At 57.4% G+C, this 19,736-nt stretch carries 24 protein-coding genes and 1 pseudogene; 17 read left to right on the forward strand and 8 right to left on the reverse strand.

Annotated elements, in window-relative coordinates; translation table 11 throughout:
• Nucleotides 1-7 precede the first annotated feature (7 nt).
• The gene (locus tag FDP08_RS14000) at nucleotides 8-1,423 is read left to right on the forward strand and encodes an aldehyde dehydrogenase family protein (RefSeq protein WP_137436744.1); all 1,416 of its coding nucleotides are present in this window, start codon (nucleotides 8-10) and stop codon (nucleotides 1,421-1,423) included.
• A 140-nt stretch (nucleotides 1,424-1,563) separates the two neighbouring features.
• On the opposite strand, the gene FDP08_RS14005 is transcribed toward FDP08_RS14000, so the two are convergent.
• Entirely contained in the window at nucleotides 1,564-2,142 is a 579-nt protein-coding gene (locus FDP08_RS14005; protein WP_137436745.1) for a QsdR family transcriptional regulator, read from the reverse strand.
• 55 nt (nucleotides 2,143-2,197) lie between these two features.
• Here FDP08_RS14005 and FDP08_RS14010 point away from each other — a divergent pair, with 55 nt between their 5' ends.
• From FDP08_RS14010 to msrB, 5 genes are all read left to right on the forward strand, one after another.
• Nucleotides 2,198-3,178, forward strand: a complete 981-nt coding sequence (locus FDP08_RS14010; protein ID WP_137436746.1) for an NAD(P)H-dependent flavin oxidoreductase — start codon at nucleotides 2,198-2,200, stop codon at nucleotides 3,176-3,178.
• A gap of 90 nt (nucleotides 3,179-3,268) precedes the next feature.
• A complete protein-coding gene (locus FDP08_RS14015; protein WP_137436747.1) occupies nucleotides 3,269-3,979 on the forward strand; it encodes a response regulator transcription factor in 711 nt (236 codons plus the stop codon).
• A 3-nt stretch (nucleotides 3,980-3,982) separates the two neighbouring features.
• Entirely contained in the window at nucleotides 3,983-5,458 is a 1,476-nt protein-coding gene (locus FDP08_RS14020) for a sensor histidine kinase (RefSeq protein WP_137436748.1), read from the forward strand.
• A 203-nt stretch (nucleotides 5,459-5,661) separates the two neighbouring features.
• A complete protein-coding gene (locus FDP08_RS14025; protein ID WP_137436749.1) occupies nucleotides 5,662-5,961 on the forward strand; it encodes a hypothetical protein in 300 nt (99 codons plus the stop codon).
• 177 nt (nucleotides 5,962-6,138) lie between these two features.
• Nucleotides 6,139-7,320 (forward strand): peptide-methionine (R)-S-oxide reductase MsrB, encoded by a 1,182-nt coding sequence (gene msrB, locus FDP08_RS14030; protein ID WP_137436750.1) that lies wholly within the window; start codon nucleotides 6,139-6,141, stop codon nucleotides 7,318-7,320.
• A gap of 12 nt (nucleotides 7,321-7,332) precedes the next feature.
• Here msrB and FDP08_RS14035 read toward each other — a convergent pair whose 3' ends face one another.
• Both FDP08_RS14035 and FDP08_RS14040 read right to left on the reverse strand, forming a co-directional pair.
• A complete protein-coding gene (locus FDP08_RS14035) occupies nucleotides 7,333-8,070 on the reverse strand; it encodes a 3'-5' exonuclease (RefSeq protein ID WP_137436751.1) in 738 nt (245 codons plus the stop codon).
• A complete protein-coding gene (locus FDP08_RS14040; RefSeq protein ID WP_137436752.1) occupies nucleotides 8,063-9,937 on the reverse strand; it encodes a putative nucleotidyltransferase substrate binding domain-containing protein in 1,875 nt (624 codons plus the stop codon). The genes FDP08_RS14035 and FDP08_RS14040 overlap by 8 nt, the downstream gene beginning before the upstream one ends.
• A gap of 120 nt (nucleotides 9,938-10,057) precedes the next feature.
• Here FDP08_RS14040 and cobU point away from each other — a divergent pair, with 120 nt between their 5' ends.
• Nucleotides 10,058-10,582 carry a bifunctional adenosylcobinamide kinase/adenosylcobinamide-phosphate guanylyltransferase gene (cobU, locus tag FDP08_RS14045; protein WP_137436753.1) on the forward strand — a complete coding sequence of 175 codons (525 nt, stop codon included), beginning with the start codon at nucleotides 10,058-10,060 and terminating at the stop codon, nucleotides 10,580-10,582.
• Here the strand turns inward: cobU and FDP08_RS14050 are convergent, their stop codons facing one another.
• Both FDP08_RS14050 and cobT read right to left on the reverse strand, forming a co-directional pair.
• A complete protein-coding gene (locus tag FDP08_RS14050; protein ID WP_137436754.1) occupies nucleotides 10,583-11,191 on the reverse strand; it encodes a histidine phosphatase family protein in 609 nt (202 codons plus the stop codon).
• Nucleotides 11,188-12,270 (reverse strand): nicotinate-nucleotide--dimethylbenzimidazole phosphoribosyltransferase, encoded by a 1,083-nt coding sequence (gene cobT, locus FDP08_RS14055; protein ID WP_137436755.1) that lies wholly within the window; start codon nucleotides 12,268-12,270, stop codon nucleotides 11,188-11,190. Before cobT ends, FDP08_RS14050 begins: the two co-directional genes overlap by 4 nt.
• Nucleotides 12,271-12,394: 124 nt before the next feature.
• On the opposite strand from cobT, the gene cbiB reads away from it, so the two are divergent.
• Nucleotides 12,395-13,357 (forward strand): adenosylcobinamide-phosphate synthase CbiB, encoded by a 963-nt coding sequence (gene cbiB, locus FDP08_RS14060; RefSeq protein WP_137436756.1) that lies wholly within the window; start codon nucleotides 12,395-12,397, stop codon nucleotides 13,355-13,357.
• A gap of 54 nt (nucleotides 13,358-13,411) precedes the next feature.
• On the forward strand, nucleotides 13,412-14,362 hold the full coding sequence (locus FDP08_RS14065; RefSeq protein WP_137436757.1) for a diguanylate cyclase domain-containing protein: 951 nt from the start codon (nucleotides 13,412-13,414) through the stop codon (nucleotides 14,360-14,362).
• On the opposite strand, the gene cobS is transcribed toward FDP08_RS14065, so the two are convergent.
• The 3 genes and pseudogenes from cobS to FDP08_RS14075 all read right to left on the reverse strand — a co-directional run.
• Nucleotides 14,359-15,123: an adenosylcobinamide-GDP ribazoletransferase gene (gene cobS / locus FDP08_RS14070; RefSeq protein ID WP_137437343.1), complete on the reverse strand. Its 765-nt coding sequence runs from the start codon at nucleotides 15,121-15,123 to the stop codon at nucleotides 14,359-14,361. The genes FDP08_RS14065 and cobS overlap by 4 nt on opposite strands.
• 78 nt (nucleotides 15,124-15,201) lie before the next feature.
• Nucleotides 15,202-15,366 carry a tyrosine-type recombinase/integrase gene (locus tag FDP08_RS20710; protein WP_228263314.1) on the reverse strand — a complete coding sequence of 55 codons (165 nt, stop codon included), beginning with the start codon at nucleotides 15,364-15,366 and terminating at the stop codon, nucleotides 15,202-15,204.
• A gap of 115 nt (nucleotides 15,367-15,481) precedes the next feature.
• Nucleotides 15,482-16,102, reverse strand: a pseudogene (locus FDP08_RS14075) (phage integrase N-terminal SAM-like domain-containing protein); the annotation flags it as partial.
• Nucleotides 16,103-16,392: 290 nt separating this feature from the next.
• Here FDP08_RS14075 and FDP08_RS14080 point away from each other — a divergent pair.
• The 8 genes from FDP08_RS14080 to FDP08_RS14115 all read left to right on the forward strand — a co-directional run bounded on the left by FDP08_RS14080 (nucleotide 16,393) and on the right by FDP08_RS14115 (nucleotide 19,714).
• Nucleotides 16,393-16,635: a type II toxin-antitoxin system Phd/YefM family antitoxin gene (locus FDP08_RS14080; protein ID WP_069184580.1), complete on the forward strand. Its 243-nt coding sequence runs from the start codon at nucleotides 16,393-16,395 to the stop codon at nucleotides 16,633-16,635.
• On the forward strand, nucleotides 16,632-16,895 hold the full coding sequence (locus FDP08_RS14085) for a Txe/YoeB family addiction module toxin (RefSeq protein WP_068440496.1): 264 nt from the start codon (nucleotides 16,632-16,634) through the stop codon (nucleotides 16,893-16,895). Before FDP08_RS14080 ends, FDP08_RS14085 begins: the two co-directional genes overlap by 4 nt.
• A gap of 113 nt (nucleotides 16,896-17,008) precedes the next feature.
• Entirely contained in the window at nucleotides 17,009-17,377 is a 369-nt protein-coding gene (locus FDP08_RS14090) for a hypothetical protein (RefSeq protein WP_137436758.1), read from the forward strand.
• 115 nt (nucleotides 17,378-17,492) lie between these two features.
• Complete coding sequence (locus tag FDP08_RS14095) at nucleotides 17,493-17,696, forward strand: hypothetical protein (RefSeq protein ID WP_137436759.1); 204 nt, start codon at nucleotides 17,493-17,495, stop codon at nucleotides 17,694-17,696.
• Nucleotides 17,697-17,809: 113 nt separating this feature from the next.
• Nucleotides 17,810-18,082 (forward strand): hypothetical protein, encoded by a 273-nt coding sequence (locus tag FDP08_RS14100; protein ID WP_137436760.1) that lies wholly within the window; start codon nucleotides 17,810-17,812, stop codon nucleotides 18,080-18,082.
• A 150-nt stretch (nucleotides 18,083-18,232) separates the two neighbouring features.
• The gene (locus FDP08_RS14105; RefSeq protein WP_137436761.1) at nucleotides 18,233-18,706 is read left to right on the forward strand and encodes a hypothetical protein; all 474 of its coding nucleotides are present in this window, start codon (nucleotides 18,233-18,235) and stop codon (nucleotides 18,704-18,706) included.
• Between the two features lie 163 nt (nucleotides 18,707-18,869).
• Nucleotides 18,870-19,145 (forward strand): hypothetical protein, encoded by a 276-nt coding sequence (locus tag FDP08_RS14110; protein ID WP_137436762.1) that lies wholly within the window; start codon nucleotides 18,870-18,872, stop codon nucleotides 19,143-19,145.
• Nucleotides 19,146-19,273: 128 nt separating this feature from the next.
• The gene (locus FDP08_RS14115; RefSeq protein WP_137436763.1) at nucleotides 19,274-19,714 is read left to right on the forward strand and encodes a hypothetical protein; all 441 of its coding nucleotides are present in this window, start codon (nucleotides 19,274-19,276) and stop codon (nucleotides 19,712-19,714) included.
• Nucleotides 19,715-19,736: the final 22 nt, after the last annotated feature.

Consider the following 19,736-nt stretch of genomic DNA (forward strand, 5'->3'; position numbering starts at 1 on the left):
CAGAACCATGAACGATCTCAGCAAGAACTACATCAACGGCCAGTGGCAGCACTGGCAAGGCGAGACCATCGACGTCCATGAGGCCGCCACTGGCGACGTCATAGCCAGGGTCCCCGCTTCCGGACGTGAGGAAATGGAGCAGGCCATCGCCGCCGCAAGTGGCGCCTTTGAAAGCTGGTCCGAAAGCACCCTGGAGAAACGTCTCCACGTGCTTGAACAGCTCCACGCCGGCCTGAAAGAACGGGCACCGGATATCGCCGAAACCGTGGCCCGGGAAGTGGGTATGCCGATCAAGCTGGCGACCGGCATTCAGGCCGGACTGCCCGCCACCATCACCAAAAGCTACCTGAAGATGCTGCCGGATTTTCCGTTCAGCGAACAGATCGGCAATTCGGAAGTGCAATACACTCCGGTCGGTGTGGTCGGCTGTATCACCCCCTGGAACTACCCCCTGCATCAGGTGATCCTCAAGGTCGTCCCGGCCATTGCCGCCGGCTGTACCGTGGTGCTGAAACCGTCGGAAATCGCTCCTCAGAGCGCTTACATCCTGGCGGAGATTCTCGATGGAACCGACCTGCCAGAAGGCGTCTTTAACCTGGTATGCGGCGAAGGCCAGACTGTTGGCGATACCCTGATCAAACATCCGGATGTGCGCATGGTCTCCTTCACCGGTTCCACCCGCACGGGCAGCCTGATCGCCCACGCCGCGGCGGATGACTTCAAACGCTTTGCCCTGGAGATGGGCGGCAAATCCGCCTCGGTGATTCTGCCGGACGCCGACCTGGCCAAAGCGGTCAAGGGAACGGTCAACAACTGCCTGCTCAACTCGGGCCAGACCTGTACCGCGCTTACCCGCATGCTGGTGCCCGCAGACAAGCACGATGAGGCCTGCGAGCTGGCTTCCGCGGCAGTGGCGAAAATGACCCCGGGCAACCCGCTGGAAGAAACCACCCGCCTGGGCCCGCTGGCCTCGGCACAGCAACGTGACAAGGTGATTGATTACATCAAGCTCGGCATCCAGGAAGGCGCAGCCCTGGTAGCCGGTGGCCCGGAAGCCCCGGAAGGTTGTGACCAGGGCTACTTCGTCAAAGCCACGGTATTTGGCAACGTCAAACCGGACAGCCGCATCGCCCAGGAGGAAATCTTCGGCCCCGTGCTGTGTGTGATTCCTTACGAGGACGAAGCCGAGGCCATCGAAATTGCCAACGGCACCGCTTATGGTCTGTCTGGCGCCGTCTGGTCAGGCGATGATGCCCACGCCAGGAAAGTGGCTGGAAAGCTGCGCACCGGCCAGGTGTTTGTCAATGGTGGAGATTTCAACCCGCTGGCGCCGTTCGGCGGATTCGGACATTCCGGCATCGGGCGTGAGTTTGGTAAGTGGGGACTGGAGGAGTTTCTGGAGGTACGGTCGTTGCAGTTGTGATGGATCGGTAGCTGGGTGTCGGATTACGGCTTCGCCTAATCCGACCTACGGGTGTATGAGGGCTGCATCATGTAGGTCGGATTAGCGAAGCGTAATCCGACAGAGATACACGGTACCAGACTCCAAGCCAGCAGCCAGACTCAGACTTGCCCGCCAAGCAGAATCCGCACAGCAATACAGGCGTCCTCCAGCTCCTCATCGCGGGGTTCGCGGCCGTTGATGATATCGCTGTACAGGCAGGATTCGGCGAGGCGCACCATGAAATAGGACAGGCTGTTAACATTTAGGGGCGGGCTGATATGCCCGGACGCTACCTGGTCCTGAAGCGTGCGGATGTTGGCCTCTACAGCGCGGCTGTGAATCGTGGACTGGGACGAGGTCAGTATCTTTAGTGCGTATTCCGGGTCCTCGCGGATAAAGCGTCGCAGGGGTTCGGAGTGCAACAGATTGGAATTTATGTGCCGGTATACGCCAACCACGAAATCCACGCCTTGCCCTGGCGTCGTGCTGAGCGCTTCAAGCCTGAGGGGCTCGTAGAATGACCAGAGCACTTCCCCCAGCAGTAAATCTTTGTTGCCGACCCAGCGAAACAGGGTGGCCCGCCCGATATTCAGTTCTGCCGACAGCGAAGCCAGGTGAATGCGTTCGCCATTCAGCCACATACTGCGCGCTCGACGGAAGGCATCGGCAGGTGTTGCCTTTGTTGTTTTTTCTGTCACTGCGACCTCGTATCGGTATTCGAATTCATTCTAACGACAAACCAGGAAACCCGCTATGAAGACCAGAATCACCGAACTGTTTGGTATCCGTCACCCGATTATCCAGGGTGGCATGCATCATGTCGGCTATGCGGAGCTGGCGGCGGCTGTCTCCAATGCCGGTGGTCTCGGTATTATCACCGGACTGACCCAGCCTACCCCGGAAGACCTGTCCCGGGAAATTGCACGTTGTGCTGAGATGACCGACCAGCCCTTCGGCGTGAACCTGACGTTCCTGCCGTCCTTCAAGGCGCCTCCCTACCCGGACTATATCCAGGCCATTATCGACGGCGGTGTGAAAGTGGTGGAGACCGCCGGGCGCAGTCCCGAGCAATACATGCCACAGCTCAAGGCCGCCGGTATCAAGGTCATCCACAAATGCACCTCTGTGCGCCATGCCCTGAAGGCCGAGAAAATCGGCTGTGATGCGGTCAGCGTGGACGGCTTTGAGTGTGGCGGTCATCCGGGGGAGGATGACATTCCCAATTTTATCCTGCTGCCCCGTGCGGCGGAGGAACTGACCATTCCATTCGTCGCCTCCGGCGGCATGGCCGATGGCCGCAGCCTGGTGGCGGCCATGGCCCTGGGTGCCGATGGTATGAATATGGGTACCCGCTTTCTCGCCACCACCGATGCGCCCATTCATGACAACGTCAAACAGGCCATTGTCGAGGCCGATGAGCGGCAGACCCGGCTCATCATGCGCAACCTGCGAAATACCGAGCGGGTGATGAACAACGCCGCCGTGGAGGAAATCATCCGCATTGAGAAAGAGAAAGGCGAGGCCGAAACCATCGATGATATCCGCCACCTGGTGACCGGCGTGAAGGGCCGGCTGGTGCTGCAGGAAGGCAAGATGGATGAGGCGGCCTGGAGTTGTGGCATGGTGGCGGGGCTGATCCACGATGTGCCCAGTTGTGAGGAACTGATCGCGCGTATCATGGATGAGGCCGACACTATTGTCCGTCAGCGCCTGTTGGGCAGCCTGGAGGCCTGATGTCGGCGTGATACATTTGTGAACTTTTCGCTATACACTGGCACCAACAGACAGACGGTGATTTTGCGAGTTGCCCGGAGCCAGTGACCTATGACACGAAACGTACTGATTGTTGAGGACAACCCGGGAATTGGCGAGCTGGTGCGCATGCATGTGGCTGACCTGGACATGAACCCCATTCTGTGTGACCGGGGTGATGCCGGGCTTGAGCGCTTTCGTGAGGGCGATATCGACCTGGTGGTTCTCGACCTGATGTTGCCGGGGATGGACGGCCTCTCGGTGTGTCGCGAGATTCGCTCGGGACCGGGTTATGTGCCGGTGCTGATGCTGACCGCAAAAACCACCGAGCTGGACCGGGTTCTGGGCCTGGAAATGGGGGCGGACGACTACCTCACCAAACCCTTCAGCGTGGCTGAACTGTCCGCACGGGTGAAGGCCCTGTTCCGGCGCGTGGATGCCATGGCATCCGCATCAGCCGCAAACGCCGGTCACGAAAAGAGCGGAGAGTTGCGCACCGATGGATTACGCATCGATCCGGATCGCCGTCGGGTGTTCGTGCGGGAGCAGGAAGTGGAGCTGACCGCCCGGGAGTTCGACCTGCTGTGGCATTTTGCCAGCCATCCGGGCCGGGTGTTCAGCCGTGTCCAGCTATTAGACAAAGTCTGGGGTTACAACCACGAAGGCTACGAGCACACCGTCAACACCCACATCAATCGCCTGCGGGGCAAAATCGAGAAGGACCCGGCCCGCCCGGAGTTTATCGAGACCGTCTGGGGGGTGGGCTATCGCTTCCGGGACTGACCCATGGTGAAAACACTCTACACCCGGCTGGCGGTGGGCCTGTTCCTGCTGTTACTGGCCGTTGGCCTGCTGCATACCTTTATCAGCCTCTATTCGCTGCGGGAGTACACCGCCTCGGTGAATCAGGAGCTGCACCGTGACCTGGCGAAAAACCTGGTGGCGGACAGGAATCTGGTCAGCGAGGGACAGCTTGATCGAAGTGCCCTGAAAGAACTCTTCGCGTTGTACATGACCATCAACCCCAGTATTGAAATCTATCTTCTGGACCTGGATGGCACCATCCTCTCTTATTCAGCCGACCCGGCGAAAATCAAGCGCAAACAGGTTTCACTGGAACCCATTCAGCGGCTGATGGACGATATGAGTCGCTACCCCGTGCTGGGGGACGACCCCCGCAGCCATGACCGGCAGAAAGTCTTTTCGGTCACCCCGGTGCCGTCGGCCGACAAGCCGGAAGGTTATCTCTACGTGGTGTTGCGGGGAGAAGAATACGATGCCGCGGAAACCATGGCGCGGGGCGGCCAGTTGCTGGAACTGAGTGCCTGGGCCCTGCTGGTCAGTCTGGCGGTGGTGATGATTGCGGGGCTGGCGGTATTCCGGCTGCTGACCCGTCGGTTGACCTTGTTGACCCGGCTGGTGGAAGATTTCGAACATAGCGACATGAGCCACCAAGCTCTCCACAGTACCTGGCGCGACAGGCGGCCCGTGGTACGGGACGAGATCGATTACCTGGGTGCCACTTTTGACGACATGGCCAGCCGGATTGCCTCCCAGATTGAACAACTGACAGAAAAGGACGCCCAACGCCGTCAACTGGTGGCCCGGGTGTCCCACGATCTGCGCACGCCCCTGGCCTCCATGCAGGGATACATTGAAAGCCTGAAACTGCGACGGGATCGCCTCAGCCCGGAAGAGCAGGATCGCTTTCTCGATATCGCCCTCAAAGAAGGTCGGCGCCTGAGCCGCCTGGTGGACGAGCTGTTCGAGCTTGCTGCCCTGGAAGCCCGGGAAAAGCAACCCGTGCCCGAGCCATTTCCGCTGGCAGAGCTGGTGCACGATGTGGTCCAGAAACACGGCCCGGAGGCCCGCAACCGGCAGCTTGAACTTGCCGTCGACGGCGATACCGATCTACCGCTAGCCTACGCGGACCTGGCCATGACCGAGCGTGTGCTCGACAACCTGATCGGCAACGCCATTGCCTACAGCCCAGCCGGGGGGCGCATTGAGGTGGCGATCAGACACGCCGACGGCCTGCCGGAAGTCTGCGTGCGGGACAGCGGCCCGGGCATCCCCGAGCAGGACCTGCCCCATATTTTTGATCCGTTCTACCGCGGCGAATCCTCAGGCGGGGCCGGTGGCCATGCCGGTCTCGGTCTGGCGATTGCCCGCCGGATCATGACGCTGCAGGGGGGGGATATCCGTGTTGAGAATCCGGCCTCCGGGGGCGCATGCTTCTGCATACGGCTTCCGGTCAGGTAATCAACCCGAACCAGCTGCATCCACAATGATCTCTGCGGTGGACAAGACACACCAAGGCATGCCGACCCGGCACCCGTGACAGATTTGTGAGCATTTCATTACACACTCTTTAGCGCCGTGTGATTCTCTCGTGATGGCGTGCACCCAGGATGGTTAACGAACCCGCCAGTCCGGTGGGCTGAAATCCTTGGGGAGATATCGCTATGAAAAAGTTCACTACGATTGCAGCAATGTGCCTGTTCGGCCTGATTGCCAGTGCCGTTCACGCGGATGAAATGGCATCCGACGATGGCATGATGGATGACGACATGGAACAGTCCATGGAGCAAAAAGAGATGAAGAAGGATGACATGTCCGACGCCATGGACGATGGTATGAAAAACGACGACATGGCTGGGGACAGCATGAAGATGAAGGACGACGGAATGGGCATGAAAGACGACAAGGCCATGCACGATGATATGAAGGACGATGGCATGGGCACGTCGGATTCCATGAATTAACCGCGCATCTGAGAGTTGCGCCAGATCCGCTCCGGCACGGGGTATGTGCCGGTGCTGATGCGGACTGCATCCACAATGATCTCTCCGGCGTTATACAAACGTAATAAACTGGAGAAGATGCTGTGACGAATCACGAGCACACTGGTCACAGTACTCAAAGGGCAAGAGGTTAAGGTTATGAAACGGTATCTGTTACTGATGTCAATGGCAGCAGCCATTGCACTGACCGGGCTCCAGGTTGGTGCCTCCAGTGAGACGGGCTCACAATATGCTCCGGACGACCCGGATCTGGCGGTTGCTACCTTCGCTGGCGGGTGTTTCTGGTGCGTTGAGGAAGCTTACGAGCAAAAAGTGCCGGGTGTTGTTGAGGCAGTGTCCGGTTACAGTGGTGGTGACGAAAAAGACCCCACCTATCAACAGGTTTCCGGTGGGCGTACCGGCCACACCGAGGCGGTGCAGGTCTATTATGACCCGGCTGTGATCACCTATGAAGGACTGCTTCAGGCTCTGTGGCGCACCGCCAACCCCACCGATGTGAACGGCCAGTACGTAGACCGCGGCAAACAGTATCGGCCGGCCATCTTCTATCACAACGAAGAACAGAAACGCGCTGCCGAAGCCTCAGTGAAGGCGCTGGAAGAGTCCGGCCGTTATGACCATCCGGTGAAGATTGAAATCGTACCTTTCGAAGCGTTCTACGACGCGGAAGAATACCACCAGGATTATTACAAGAAAAACCCGGTGCGGTACAAGTTCTATACCTTCAACTCCGGCCGTTACCAGTTCATCGAGAAGGTCTGGGGTGAGGACGAGGAAGTGGATTACGCCCAATACCGTCCGGAAGAAAGTGGCGATTCCGGCATGAACCAAAGCCAGGTCGAGGGGTTCAATCCGGAGACCTTTGAAAAGCCGGATGACGAAACGCTGAAAGCACGGCTGACCAAGGAGCAGTATTACGTTACCCAGGAAGACGGCACCGAACCTGCCTTCAAAAACGAGTATTTCGATGAGAAACGGCCGGGTATCTACGTGGATGTTGTTTCCGGTGAGCCGCTGTTTTCATCCAGGGACAAGTACAAATCCAACACCGGCTGGCCGAGCTTCACCAGGCCCATCAGCCCGGACATGGTGGTTGAGAAAGAAGACAATTCCTTCTTCATTAAGCGAACAGAGATCCGCAGCAGATACGCGGACTCTCACCTCGGGCATGTCTTCGACGACGGCCCCGCTCCCACCGGTCTGCGCTACTGCATGAACTCGGCCGCCCTGAAGTTCATTCCGCTGGAGGAGATGGAGGCCCGGGGCTACGGCGCGTTGATCAGTGAAGTGGATGAAAACAGCCGCACTGCGTCCAACTAGTTCACGCTCCGGTCACAGCCAGAGATCCCCGATGGGGGTCTCTGGCGAAAAGTGATGCTGAACCTGGGCCATCAGTAGTTCCGCACTGGCCAGCGCGTCCACCAGGGCGTTGTGGGGAGGATAGTGCGGCAGTCCATATCTCAGCCGGCTGTCTGCCAGACGGATGGAGACAGGCTGTTTTCCCCTGAGTCTCTGCCACCAGTTGGGTTGCCGGCGGGGATGCAGATGCGCCTCGATGGCCATGGTGTCGATCACCGGAAAACGTATTTCCTGCCCGATTCGCCACTTCAGTGCGACATTCAGAAACGGCCGCTCAATATGGCGGTAGTGGACCACGGGAATGCGACCGGCCAGGCTATCGAGAACCTCGCCAAGTATTTCCATCAGATCCGGCGCTTTATCAATATCAGTGTGAGTAATGCCGTGTATTCTGATGGACGTCTGATGCAACGGCAGTTGCGGCTTCACCAACCAGTGCCGGGAGCCTCCGAGTTGCACCCGGTCTATGGTGAAGGGCACCACGCCGATGCTGACAATGGAATGCTTGTTGGGATCCAGCCCGGTGGTTTCAAAATCCAGGCCCACGAAAGGAACGTCTTTCAGGGGTGTTTCAGGCGCGACGCAACCCGCTTCGTAGAATGCCTTCAGCCGCTCATCTCCGGCCAGCTTTGCAAGCTCCCGAAAACGCTCTGGCCAGGGCAGTGTCTCCACCGGGGCTTCGGTAGTCATGGATTCATGCTCATCAGACATTCCGGGCTACCTGCGCATGATAGCGGAATTTGAGGAATTTCTGAGCCTGACTGACCACCTGGAAAGCATCTTTGAGGTGACTGCGCTCGAAGGGCGACAAATCCTCCGGCCGAACGTTGTTGTCCGGCTCGCGGCCGGCTTCGATGGCAAGGGCCTGATGGCGTATTCGCACAATGGCGATGAATTCGAAGGCGTCCCGCAGGTTATCCACCCCGTCTTCGGGAATCAGCTTGGTTTCCGCGATGGCCTTGAGGCGGTTGAAGGTATTCTGCGCCTTGGAGCCACAGGCCAGGGAGTGCACCCGGATCAGATCGGAGACAGGCGCCGTTCCCCGACGCTTCAGGTTGAAGGTTTTGGCCTGCCTGCCACTCTCCTCCATCACAAAGGTGCGGAAAAAACCTAGTGGTGGCGTGCGGTTAAGGGCGTTACGCGCCAGCATCGCCAGGAACCGCTGGCTGTTGCTGGCCCTGTCTGCGATGAAGGTTTTGAGCTCTTCGGTGAACTCGGTTCGGCCGTGGATGCCGTCCAGATCGAAGAAAATATTGCTGTTGAGCAACGCTTCGGCCTTGGGGTTGTCGGTCCAGTCGGCGAAGTACTCCTTCCACACCCGAAGGGGCTGGCGCCATTTCTGATTGGTGGCCATGATATCCCCGGTGCAGTAGGTGTAACCGCATTCCGCCAGGCCGTCACTGACGAACTTCGCCAGGGCCAGAAAGTATTCATCGTGTTGCGCCGGGTCGAAGCTGTCGTCCAGAACCATGGCGTTATCCTGGTCGGTCACCACCAGTTGTTCGTCACGGGCCATGGAACCCAGAGCCATGAAGCAGTAGGGCACCGGTGGTGGCCCCAGCTTCTCCTCACCCAGTTCCAGCAGTCGCTGGCTGAAACTGCGGCCAATGCCGGCCATGGCACTGCCGATCATATGGGAATTGGCGTCTTCATGGACCATGCGGACAAAGGTGTTGGGCACTTCCTGGCTAAGGCGTTTCAGGCCTTTTACATCCTGTTGCTGGTAGATGTTGCTGACCAGGTAGAGACTGCTCTGGGATTCATGCTTGACGATATCCGACAGTGCAATCACCCCCCGGATCTTATCACCCTCCATAACCGGCAAGTGATGCACGTTATTGTGAAGCATGGTCAGCATGGCTTCGAAAATGAACGAATTTGAGCTGGTGGTGATCAGGCGATTGGTCATGATGTCACTGATCGGTGTTTCCGACGGCAGGGCCTCGCTGAGTGCGCGGGTGCGCAGATCGCGGTCGGTTATGATGCCGGAAAGTTTGGCCCCTTGGCCGCTCTTGTCCATGAGGAGCAACGCTGAAACACCCTGTTCGGTCATGATGCGGGCAGCTTCCTGCAAGCGAACGGTGATCGGCGCAGTGACCGGTTCACGGGAAATCAGTCGGGTTACCCTGGCGGTCATGGGCTGACTGGACCTCCGCCGCCGGGTCAGTGCAGAGCGCAGGCGGGAGCGGTCTTCGACTTCCACGAAATCGGTAAAGTTGTCGTCATTTTTCCACAGATACTGGAAAATCTCGTCGGGGATCAGGTAAATCAGCGAGTCCTCAATGGCCTTGACCGGGAATCGCACCGTTTTGCTCATCAGCAGGCCATACTGGCCGAAAATCTCGCCTTCACCCAGGCGGTTGTAGAGTTCGCCGGTACGGCGGTACATTTCGACAGCGCCACTGCGGATGTAATGCAGGTAGGTGTTGCGTTCGCCAAATGTCAGGATATCGGTGCCTGCGCGGAAATAGGCAACCTCGATACCCGAGACGATTTTGTCGAGGGTCTCTTCCGGCATCTCATCGAACGGAGAGTGCTGGGCCAGGTGGTTGCGTATTTCGATGAGCTCTGCCTGCATTAGTTGCTTCCTTTTCGCACCGGTCGGGCGTGGAGAATTCAACACGCAATATAGCAGTGGCGCGGTTTTACGGCCATGATGGAAGGTAAGACGTTAGCTGTAGGTTAAAAGGGATTGGTTGTGTCTGGAAATTGTACGCTCGTTCTGGGAGGCATTCGCTCCGGTAAAACCGCACTGGCCGAACAGGTCGCCGGCGATTCGGGGGAGCCGGTAGTGTATCTGGCCACCGCGACCGCCGGCGATGAGGAAATGGCCCGGAGGGTGGCACGCCACCAACAAAGCCGGCCGCCGGAATGGGGGCTGGTGGAGGCACCGTTAAGACTGGCATCGGTGCTGGACGACCAGGGCAGCTGGCCACGGCCGCCATTGTTGCTGGTGGACTGCATGAGCCTGTGGGTCAGCAACCTGCTATTTGCCGGCGACGAGGTATTCAGCCGCGAGCGCGCTGCGTTCCTGCAGGCGCTGAACGGCTATCCCGGTCAGGTGGTGATTGTCAGTAACGAAGTGGGCCTGGGCACTATCGGCATGGAGCCGCTGACCCGCCGCTTCTGTGATGAGCTGGGCTGGTTGAACCAGGACCTTGCCGCCTGTTGTGACCGGGTGGTGATGAGCGTGGCGGGGCTGGCGCTGACGCTGAAAGGCTGACTACTTGCCGTGGCTTTGCAGGCAACTGAGGACGCCATGTTCGGATTCGTCCACCCGGATACGGCTGCGACAGGCGTAGGGGACAGCAATGGCGGCAAACGAACGGTGCAGCGGGATGCCCATCACCTCCGCCAGAATCATGCGAATCACACCCCCGTGACAAACCATCAGTACCCGTTTACCGGCGGCTTCCTTCTGCCAGTGCCGCCAGGCGTCGGCGACCCTTTTACTGAATGCAGCGATTGCCTCACCCCCGGGCGGAGGATGGTTCACCGGGTCACTCCAGAAACCGGTCAGTGCATCCGGTGTGTGAGCCATAATATCGGCAGAGGTTCTGCCTTCCCAGTCGCCAAAACCGATTTCCTGTAGTTGAGGCTCTTCGTACAGCGGCAGCTGTCGTTGTCGGGCCAGTTGCCGGGCAAAAGCGCTGCAGCGCAGAAGCGGTGAGGTGACGACAAGGTCCCAGCGGTCCTCTTCCGTTATGGCGGCATTCACCTGCTGCCAGCCGGTATCACTCAGGGGATCGTCCTGGCTGCCCCGGAACATGGGGCCACCAGCTGGCTCGCCGTGGCGTATCAGATCGAAAAACGTCGTGGTATGGCTGCTCATGGTGATCCTTCCCGGCTCTCGCTCTGATCCCTGTCGGTGACGCCGGCATCCGCAAAGCTGGCCATCCTGTTGTGGAGCTCGCAAGCCGCACGCAGCAAGGGCACGGCCACCGCAGCGCCACTGCCTTCGCCCAGGCGCATGCCAAGATCCAGTAACGGTTTGGCATCAAGCCCTTCCAGCACGGCCTGGTGCCCCGGCTCGGCGGAGCGATGGGCGAACACAAGCCACTCCCTGACATCCGGCTGTTGGCGAACTGCCACCAGGGCCGCGACGGAAACGATAAAGCCGTCCACCAGCACGGGAATGCCTCGCGCCGCGCAGCCCAGCATCGCGCCGGTCAGAGCGGCGATTTCAAAACCGCCCAGAGAGGCAAGTACCGTCAGAGGGTCGGTGTTATCGCCGTGCCGCTTGAGTGCACGGCTCACCACGGCGCTTTTGTGGGAAACCCCTGCAGTGTCCAGGCCCGTGCCGGGACCAACCAGTGCCTCGGGCGACCGGCTGAGCAGCGCGCAGGCCAGGGCAGCTGCGCTGGTGGTGTTGCCAATGCCCATGTCGCCGCCAATAAACAGCCGGCAGCCTGCGTGGGCAGCACGCCCGGCCGCCGCATCGCCACTTGCGAGGGCGGCACACGCCTGGGCTTCGGTCATCGCGTCGGTCACCGTCAGGTTGGCCGTACCCGGCGCGATCTGTTCCGCGCGCACGCCGGGGAGCACCGGCACCTCGCCGACGGTGCCCAGGTTCACTACTTCCAGCGAAGCGTTCAGATGACCCGCCAGCACGCTGATGGCCGCGCCACCACCGGCGAAGTTGGCAATCATCTGCGCCGTCACCTCCTGGGGAAACGCTGACACGCCTTCTTCACACACGCCATGGTCACCGGCGAACACGGTGATACGCACGGGGTCCACGGTTGGCTGCTCAACGCCATGGAGCCCCGCGAGCTGGATAGCGAGTTGTTCCAGTTGTCCCAGGGATCCCGGTGGCTTGGTCAGTATCTGTTGGCGTTCGGCGGCTTGCCGGGAGCTGTGTTCGTTGGGCTTCGGGAGGGGCTGGGTCCAACACGGAGGCGGAGAGTGCATGGGCGAATCCTGGCTGGTGAAAACATGGAATGGTCTACCCGGCCCGAAAAGGTGTCAAGGCTGATGGTCGCTCGGGTAAACTTCCCTGCTCCCACGTTTTTCTGATGCAAGAGATGCCGCTGATTTGGACCAATTCGTTTTCTCAGTAATCGTATGCCTGGTTGCCGTACTGTTGGACCGCTTGCTGGGGGAGCCCCGCCGGTGGCATCCGCTGGTGGGTTTCGGTCGTTTCGCCGGGTTGGTAGAGCAGCGGTTGAATCGGTTGCCTGAACACAAGGGGCGGTCGATATCGCTGGGGTTGCTGGGGGTGTTGATTGTTGTGATACCCGTACTGATGGTGGCAGCAGCCCTGAAATGGGCCACGGATGGCTGGGCGTACCTGCTGCTGGAGGCTCTGGTGTTGTATCTCGCTGTGTCAATCCGGGGGCTGACAGAACATGGCCAGGCGGTGTCGTCTGCATTGCATGGCGGCGATATTGAACGTGCCCGGGAACAGGTGGGCCGGATTGTCAGCCGCAATGTCAGCGAACTGGATGAACAGGGCGTGGCCGCGGCGGCGAGCGAGTCAATGCTGGAGAACGGGGCGGATGCGGTATTTGCCAGCCTGTTCTGGTTTCTGGTGGCGGGTATTCCCGGGGTGTTGTTGCACCGGATGGTGAATACCCTGGATGCCATGTGGGGCTATCGTAATGAACGTTACCTGAATTTCGGGCGGGTCGCCGCCAGGTTGGACGATGTCATGAACTGGCTGCCTGCCCGGCTGACTGCGCTCACCTATGCATTACTGGGCAATACACGCCTGGCCTGGCGTTGCTGGCGAACCCAGGCGCCGCAGTGGGACAGCCCGAATGCCGGGCCGGTGATGGCAGCGGGCGCAGGTGCTTTGGGAGTATCACTCGGCGGCCCGGCCCCCTATAAGACCGGTATCCGGCAACGACCGGTGCTTGGAAAGGGCCCGGTAGCCACGGCAGGTACGGTCAATGAAGCCATCGGGCTGGTGCGTCGGGGAGTGTGGCTCTGGCTCTGTCTGCTTGGATCAATTGCTGTTGTCGCTGCACTTGTGTGCGCTCGCGTACAGACCGGATGATGCTGCCGGTCTAATCTGGAGTGTTAGCAATTCCAAGGAGTTACGGAGACACGTATGTCCAGGACTACTCCCCCCACTGATGGTGCCATTCCCCTTGGTGAATTCTCGTTCGAAGATATGGCAAAGATCACGCTTGACGCCATCGGTGATGGAGTATTGGTTGTTGATCCCAGGGGGGATCTGATTTATCTCAACAGGATGGCTGAAAAGCTGACAGGCTGGTCTAGCGAAGAGGCGCTTGGGCGTCCAGTCGAGCAAATCTTTTTCATTTTCGATGGTGTCACCCGGGAGCGGGCGAAGAGCCCGGCACTGAGGGCTATTAATGAGGGCCGGATTGTTGAGTTGGCCCTGGGCAGCGTTCTGGTCCGGCGCGACGGTTCCGACATAGCGATAGAGGACTCTGCTTCTCCCATTCGCAACCGTTTTGGCGAGATAGCCGGTGCCGTCATTGTGTTCCACGACGCCCGCCAGTCCGGCGACGCGATGGAGAGGATGCACCATCTTGCCCAGCATGACTTCCTCACCGGTCTGCCCAACCGGATGCTGCTTACGGAGCGGCTTACCCAGGCCATCGGCATGGCTGTTCGACACCGCAAGCAACTTGCGCTGCTGTTCCTGGACCTGGATTACTTCAAAGAGATCAATGACACCTACGGCCATGGGGTGGGTGATCATTTATTGCAGGAAGTGGCAGTGAGCATCGAGGCTTGTGTGCGTGGTACTGACACTGTGAGCCGCCATGGCGGCGACGAGTTTGTTATCCTGTTGGCTGAAATCGAAGAGCGGCAGGATGCGATCCATGTTGCCGAAAAGTTGTTGGCGCAATTTGCCATGCCCCGGATTATCGATGGCCACGAGCTCCAGGTGAACCTGAGCATTGGTATCAGCGTCTACCCGGAAAACGGGGCGGATGCGCAAACCCTGATGCATAACGCAGACTCTGCCATGTACACCACCAAAGGCAACGGCAGAAACAGCTACCGGTTCTTCGAGACAGTGAGCTAACCGCAAGCCAGGCCCAGTAACAGCACCAGTTCGGCGAACACCACACTGGCCCCCAGAGTGTCCCCGGTGTAGCCGCCGAGTTGCTGGCGAATATAAAGACCCCATACCGTGGCGACGCCCCCTGTGGCCACCAGACTCCACAGCCAAACCCCAGGCTGGAAACCGATCAGAAACAGGAGTGCCAGGGCTGTGAAACCCGCGGCAATGGCCAGCCGGGTTCGCGAGAAATCCTCCGCCACCGGTTTGCTCCTGCTCTTGTCCGGGTCGGTCACATACGGCAGGTAGCCCATGATCAGCAGTGGAGCCAGGCGGGCCACCATGGGGGCCAGAAGGAGTCCGAGCCAGACGGGCTGTACGTCGGCCAGCAAAGCGACCTTCAGCCCCAGCGCCACCACCAGTGCCACCGTGCCATAGGTGCCGATACGGCTGTCCTTCATGATTCGCAGCCTGGCTTCGACAGAATAACCGCCGCCCAGCGCATCCACACTGTCTGCCAGCCCGTCTTCGTGAAAGGCCCCGGTAATCCAGAGGTGAAACCCCGTGATCAAGACAAGACACACCAGAGGGCTCCATAGCTGAACGAGGGCGACATACAGCGCGGCATAAATGGCCCCCAGCAACAGCCCCACGAGTGGGAAGTAGACACTGCACTGATTCATCAGGCGCGGGGAGTAGTCGATACGCACCATCATGGGAATGCGGGTGAGAAATCCGATAGCCAGCCAGAGGGCCTGCCACTCTCTGTCGATGATTGGTTTCATATTGGTCAATGACTTGCCCTGTTACTGAGGATCACGTGGGTTGCCCGGCCAGTTTAGCATTATAGGCGTTAACGCCAGTCAGAGACTGAATCCCGATGCATGGTTGTCCAGTGGACTGCTGATGCCGCGCTCATGGGTGCCAACAACATGGGTGTAAATCTGCGTGGTGCTTATGTCGTTGTGCCCCATTAACTCCTGAATGCTGCGAATATCCGTCCCCAGGATATTTTTTTGACAGCGCATTGGGTAGATAGACTTCTCCGAATCCAGCCTGCAGATCCTGCTGGTGGAGCGCCAGCGCAAACTCAATCTGGGTTTTCAGTGCTTCGCAGACCGACGAAGGAAGAATCGTTCGCCGCCACTTGTCGCCTTTGGTCTCCCGCACAAACAGGCAGGGCTCGGAGAATTCTACATCCTGCACACGTAGGCGGGCTGCCTCCATCACTCGTAAACCGGAGCCATACATAAGGCTCGCAACCAACCGGTGCGTGCCCTGCATGTGCTCCAACACCGACATCGCTTCGTCGTGGGTGAAAACAGTAGGCAGTTTGCGCCCCCTGGACGTTTGGGCGAACTGCAATTCACCTAACTCCTTCCCTAGAAACTGGTGGTACATAAACACCACCGCATTCAATGCAGTTTTCTGCGTGTTCACCGCAACATTGCGATTGTTTGCCAGATGGCTCAGCCACTGATTCACTTCTACCGGCCCCATGGATTCCGGATGGCGTTTATTATGAAAGCGAATAAATTCCCGTACCCAGAGGCAGTAAGTTTTCTCCGTACGGTATGCCAGATGCCTCGCTCGAATAAATGCACGGAAACGATCCATAAAACGGGTAGGGTTGGAGGGGAGTGGGGCTGGTACATCGTCCATGAGTACAATTCCTGTAAGCTGTATATTTGTACAGTATATTCGTCGAATCGCCCCTCGGCAACTGGCAAAATGGTTGCTGCGACCATGATCTGGGCGAGTCATAATGATTTAATTAATTTGTCCTATAAATCAATTAGTTGGAAAATCCTGAAAAAATGGGATAGGAGTCACTGCGACCGTTTTTGCTTGAGGGAAAATTCAGGAGAACAATCGGAACTTATTGACCTGAAGGGATTTTCTACCTAACTTTGGTGGATGTTCGAATTGAGATATGAGTCGCTGGGAAAGTGGTCGTGGCGACTCATATACAAATGTTATGCAATACGTTCGTCTTGACGTACGTACCTATAGGCGTACACTTGATTAAAAGTTAAACACGCAAGAGGTGCGTCATGACCGGAATCACAGCAACTGAGGCGCGCAGCAACCTTTATCGGTTGATTGACGAGACCGCCGAGTCCCACCAACCAATCGTCATCATGGGTAAGCGGAACAAAGCTGTTCTGGTATCCGAAGAAGACTGGTCTGCTATTCAGGAAACACTTTACCTGCTCTCCGTACCCGGTATGCGGGAGTCTATTCGGGAAGGGATGGATACTCCCGTGGATGCATGCGATGAGGAGCTGGACTGGTGACATGGAAGTTGGTTTACACCAAGCAGGCCCAGAAAGATGCAAAAAAGTTGGCCTCCAGCGGCCTCAAACCTAAAGCCCAGGAACTGTTAGCGCTAATAGCGGAAGATCCGTACCGCAAGCCGCCTCCGTTTGAGAAGCTAATTGGTGATCTTGCGGGGGCCTATTCGCGCCGCATTAATATTCAGCATCGCCTGGTCTACCAAGTACTGGAGGACGAGCAAGTGGTGAAAGTCCTCAGACTCTGGAGCCACTACGAATAATGCATAACCAGCCGCTGTTGCCGGACAATTTTTCCACCGCTTCGCGGTTCCAAAATAGCCGCAAAGCTCCGCGTTATGCACTCACTAAGCAAGAAAACTAGGCGAGGCCCTTAGTGTTCCAGATCGTCGGCGCTTTACTTGGTATCGCTGGTGTTGGGAGTCTTTTGCTCCTTGGGGTTCTGATGTTTATTGGTGCCCTCAAGGAATATGACGGGGTCGATTACTGGATAAGCGTTATAGGCGCAGCAGTGAGAAACACTCTTATGGCTGTGTCAGGGTATGCCGCATTCAGGCTACCCATCGCCGCTCCGGCACTTGCCTGGGCTGCCTTTGGCATATACGTAGCGACGACGGCTGGACTGCAATGGGTAAAGAGTGGGTCTATACGTGTTAGTGATTTTATCGGTACATTCTATGTAGCAGCGTCACTGATCGCTGTAAGCGCTGCACTTCTCACAGCGCTGGAGCCATCGAATGCATAACAAGGCGCATCAATACGCGGCCGATGGCCGCCGGACGCCCTTTTCATTGCGGCTGCGCCTCCATTACAAGTGCGCCGTTGTGCGCTAGCGTTAAAAGCCTTCTGGGTGCTAAAGGATGAGTGAGGACGATAAAGATAGTCTTGGACGTGAGGCCGGAGCTATTCAGGATTTGCTGCTGGATAAGGTTCTTGCTCGTGTGATGAGGCCTAGAATCCATGAGGTTGTATTGGAGTTTTCGGACGGTACTCGCTTTTTGGTAGACACCCAGTCTGGCTGCGCCCTCGAGTTTTCCGTTACCGGGGGAGAAAGTGAAGATTAAACTCCGAGCCATGTCGGCTTCTAACAATCCGCATCAGTACGCGGCCGATGGCCGCCGGACGCCACTTACGTGGCGCCGCTGTGCTCCGCGTTAAAGGCTAAAGGGAGTTTTCGGTGAACAAGGAAGACCTATCCCCAGAAGACAAAGCCTACTACAAGCGTTTTGAGTTCAAGCCGTTACGAGTATTGCTGTATCTGCTGGCAGTAGTTTACTTGGTGTTTGTTTATGCCGTCGGTGGTTCCCAATTCAGTGGAGGCTTTTTCAGCGGCGCGGTCGGAACCTTTATCCTGATTCAGGGTATCGACCTCTCTCAAAGACGACTGATCGTCATTGGCGGATTCCTGACAGTTGTGAGCGTCACCCAGACAATATTATCGGTGTTGTAGTGACTACCGAGTGCTCACTGCAAAAGCCTTTAACAAATAGTTGTAGTACGTTTCGGGCCTGGCGGCCCTACACCGGGCGCCCATTTCGCTGCGCTACATGGGCGCCGCTAAACAAGGGCGTTAGTGATCGGGGTTTTACAGGAGCTCTGGATGAGCCGCTATGTTCTGTCGAAAAAGGCAACCAAAAAGACTTCGAACTCACTGAAGCCTCTTTTTTCATTTGTTTTTATAGGGTTGATACTGCTTCTGATGTTTATCAGAGCTGGCTCAGAGGATTTTGGTGAATATTCCGACTGGCAGACGATTGTTGTAAACGGAAAGAGCAGGTCGCCGCAAGGCTCTTTTAGCATCGAAACTGCTGGTACCGAGTACCCTATCGCTCTTCCCAATTCAAATGCGAGAACGTTTTGGTACCAGGTGGATTATTTTGATGAAGTTCAGGTACGTTTAACAGAGGGCAGGAGAATAGCCGCGCTCAGGTTCAGAGAAGAAGAAATATATGGTATCGATGAGTTTGAGGAAGCTGCAGAGCGGACATATTCAACCTTGACCGACAAGATGATTCAGATCTCGGTTATTTACTCAATAATAATGATTTTTTTGATAGTTAAAGAGCGCAGTTAGGTGTTTATAGCGTTTAAGCTGCCGGAACAATCGGTGCCATGCGTAAGGCCTACTTACAGCCTACCACTAACCAGTGCAGGCACGGCGACGCCTACTACATTGCGCCTTCGGCTCCATTCCGCAGGCGCGCATGCTGCAAGCGTTATAAAACCAAGGAGAGTGCATGATTAAGGCCAACGTTAAATTCTTCGGTCATGAGCAGGATGGGTATGGTATGCCCAAGCCATATCATAGCTATCTAGTTGTCGCGTCCCCTTGGGAGCAACAAGGGTCAGGGGTGGCCTCAGTGATTCCACTTTCATCTGATACGCCTGCTCTTGATCCGCCCCATAAGATGTCCTTGCAGGGCGGTCCGGAAAAGGCTTTTGACGAAGTCTTGGTGTTGCTCCGGGGGCTACCCCAGAACAAAGGCCTCAAAGAGTTAATCCACAAGGACTGATTTTTATAACAAGTCGCAGCAGTACGCGGCCGATGGCCGCCGGACGCCCTTTCCATGGCTCCTTCCTCGCCATTCCAAGGTCGCCGCTGTGCTCAGCGTTATGCATTTTAATAGGAGGGGCTTTGAATATGAGTGAAGTTATTACCCTCATTGCAGCCCTGATAGCGGTTGTAGGATCGATTATATCTCTGTTTATCAGCACGAAGCTGGCGATACATAAGGAGCGACGACAGATTCTTTGGGCGAAAGAGTTGGAGCGGTTTTTCGGTCTTGAGGAGCAAGCGGGTGAGCTTGTCGAATTTGCCGGTGGGTATCGCTCACTTCCGGAGGATCGATCAAAACTAGGCGCTCAATTAGATAATCTGGCCGATTCTGCTGGTAGATTTGCGCGATACCCTGAGGTTCGTCAGGCCATCAGAGATTTACACAATACATTGGGTAGAGCATTGGACATGAAGCAAGGGGAGAGCCCAGACAGGGAGGTTCGCGCAGAGCTTGGGCCGGCTTATCAAAAGCTACTTTCAGCATGTGATGAGGTTCTTCAGCGTGAGCGGGCAGCCAATGCATAACCAGGCGGTCAACCGGACGCCA

It is taken from the genome of Marinobacter panjinensis, assembly GCF_005298175.1.
GTDB lineage: Bacteria > Pseudomonadota > Gammaproteobacteria > Pseudomonadales > Oleiphilaceae > Marinobacter > Marinobacter panjinensis.

What these genes read in the sequence shown, in the direction of transcription:
- FDP08_RS14000 (WP_137436744.1), top strand. Translation starts at nt 8, where the DNA reads ATGAACGATCTCAGCAAGAACTACATCAACGGCCAGTGGCAGCACTGG.
- FDP08_RS14010 (WP_137436746.1), top strand. Translation starts at nt 2,198, where the DNA reads ATGAAGACCAGAATCACCGAACTGTTTGGTATCCGTCACCCGATTATC.
- FDP08_RS14015 (WP_137436747.1), top strand. Translation starts at nt 3,269, where the DNA reads ATGACACGAAACGTACTGATTGTTGAGGACAACCCGGGAATTGGCGAG.
- FDP08_RS14020 (WP_137436748.1), top strand. Translation starts at nt 3,983, where the DNA reads ATGGTGAAAACACTCTACACCCGGCTGGCGGTGGGCCTGTTCCTGCTG.
- FDP08_RS14025 (WP_137436749.1), top strand. Translation starts at nt 5,662, where the DNA reads ATGAAAAAGTTCACTACGATTGCAGCAATGTGCCTGTTCGGCCTGATT.
- msrB (WP_137436750.1), top strand. Translation starts at nt 6,139, where the DNA reads ATGAAACGGTATCTGTTACTGATGTCAATGGCAGCAGCCATTGCACTG.
- FDP08_RS14035 (WP_137436751.1), bottom strand. Translation starts at nt 8,070, where the DNA reads ATGTCTGATGAGCATGAATCCATGACTACCGAAGCCCCGGTGGAGACA.
- FDP08_RS14040 (WP_137436752.1), bottom strand. Translation starts at nt 9,937, where the DNA reads ATGCAGGCAGAGCTCATCGAAATACGCAACCACCTGGCCCAGCACTCT.
- FDP08_RS14050 (WP_137436754.1), bottom strand. Translation starts at nt 11,191, where the DNA reads ATGAGCAGCCATACCACGACGTTTTTCGATCTGATACGCCACGGCGAG.
- cobT (WP_137436755.1), bottom strand. Translation starts at nt 12,270, where the DNA reads ATGCACTCTCCGCCTCCGTGTTGGACCCAGCCCCTCCCGAAGCCCAAC.
- FDP08_RS14065 (WP_137436757.1), top strand. Translation starts at nt 13,412, where the DNA reads ATGTCCAGGACTACTCCCCCCACTGATGGTGCCATTCCCCTTGGTGAA.
- cobS (WP_137437343.1), bottom strand. Translation starts at nt 15,123, where the DNA reads ATGAAACCAATCATCGACAGAGAGTGGCAGGCCCTCTGGCTGGCTATC.
- FDP08_RS20710 (WP_228263314.1), bottom strand. Translation starts at nt 15,366, where the DNA reads ATGCGCTGTCAAAAAAATATCCTGGGGACGGATATTCGCAGCATTCAG.
- FDP08_RS14080 (WP_069184580.1), top strand. Translation starts at nt 16,393, where the DNA reads ATGACCGGAATCACAGCAACTGAGGCGCGCAGCAACCTTTATCGGTTG.
- FDP08_RS14095 (WP_137436759.1), top strand. Translation starts at nt 17,493, where the DNA reads ATGAGTGAGGACGATAAAGATAGTCTTGGACGTGAGGCCGGAGCTATT.
- FDP08_RS14105 (WP_137436761.1), top strand. Translation starts at nt 18,233, where the DNA reads ATGAGCCGCTATGTTCTGTCGAAAAAGGCAACCAAAAAGACTTCGAAC.
- FDP08_RS14110 (WP_137436762.1), top strand. Translation starts at nt 18,870, where the DNA reads ATGATTAAGGCCAACGTTAAATTCTTCGGTCATGAGCAGGATGGGTAT.
- FDP08_RS14115 (WP_137436763.1), top strand. Translation starts at nt 19,274, where the DNA reads ATGAGTGAAGTTATTACCCTCATTGCAGCCCTGATAGCGGTTGTAGGA.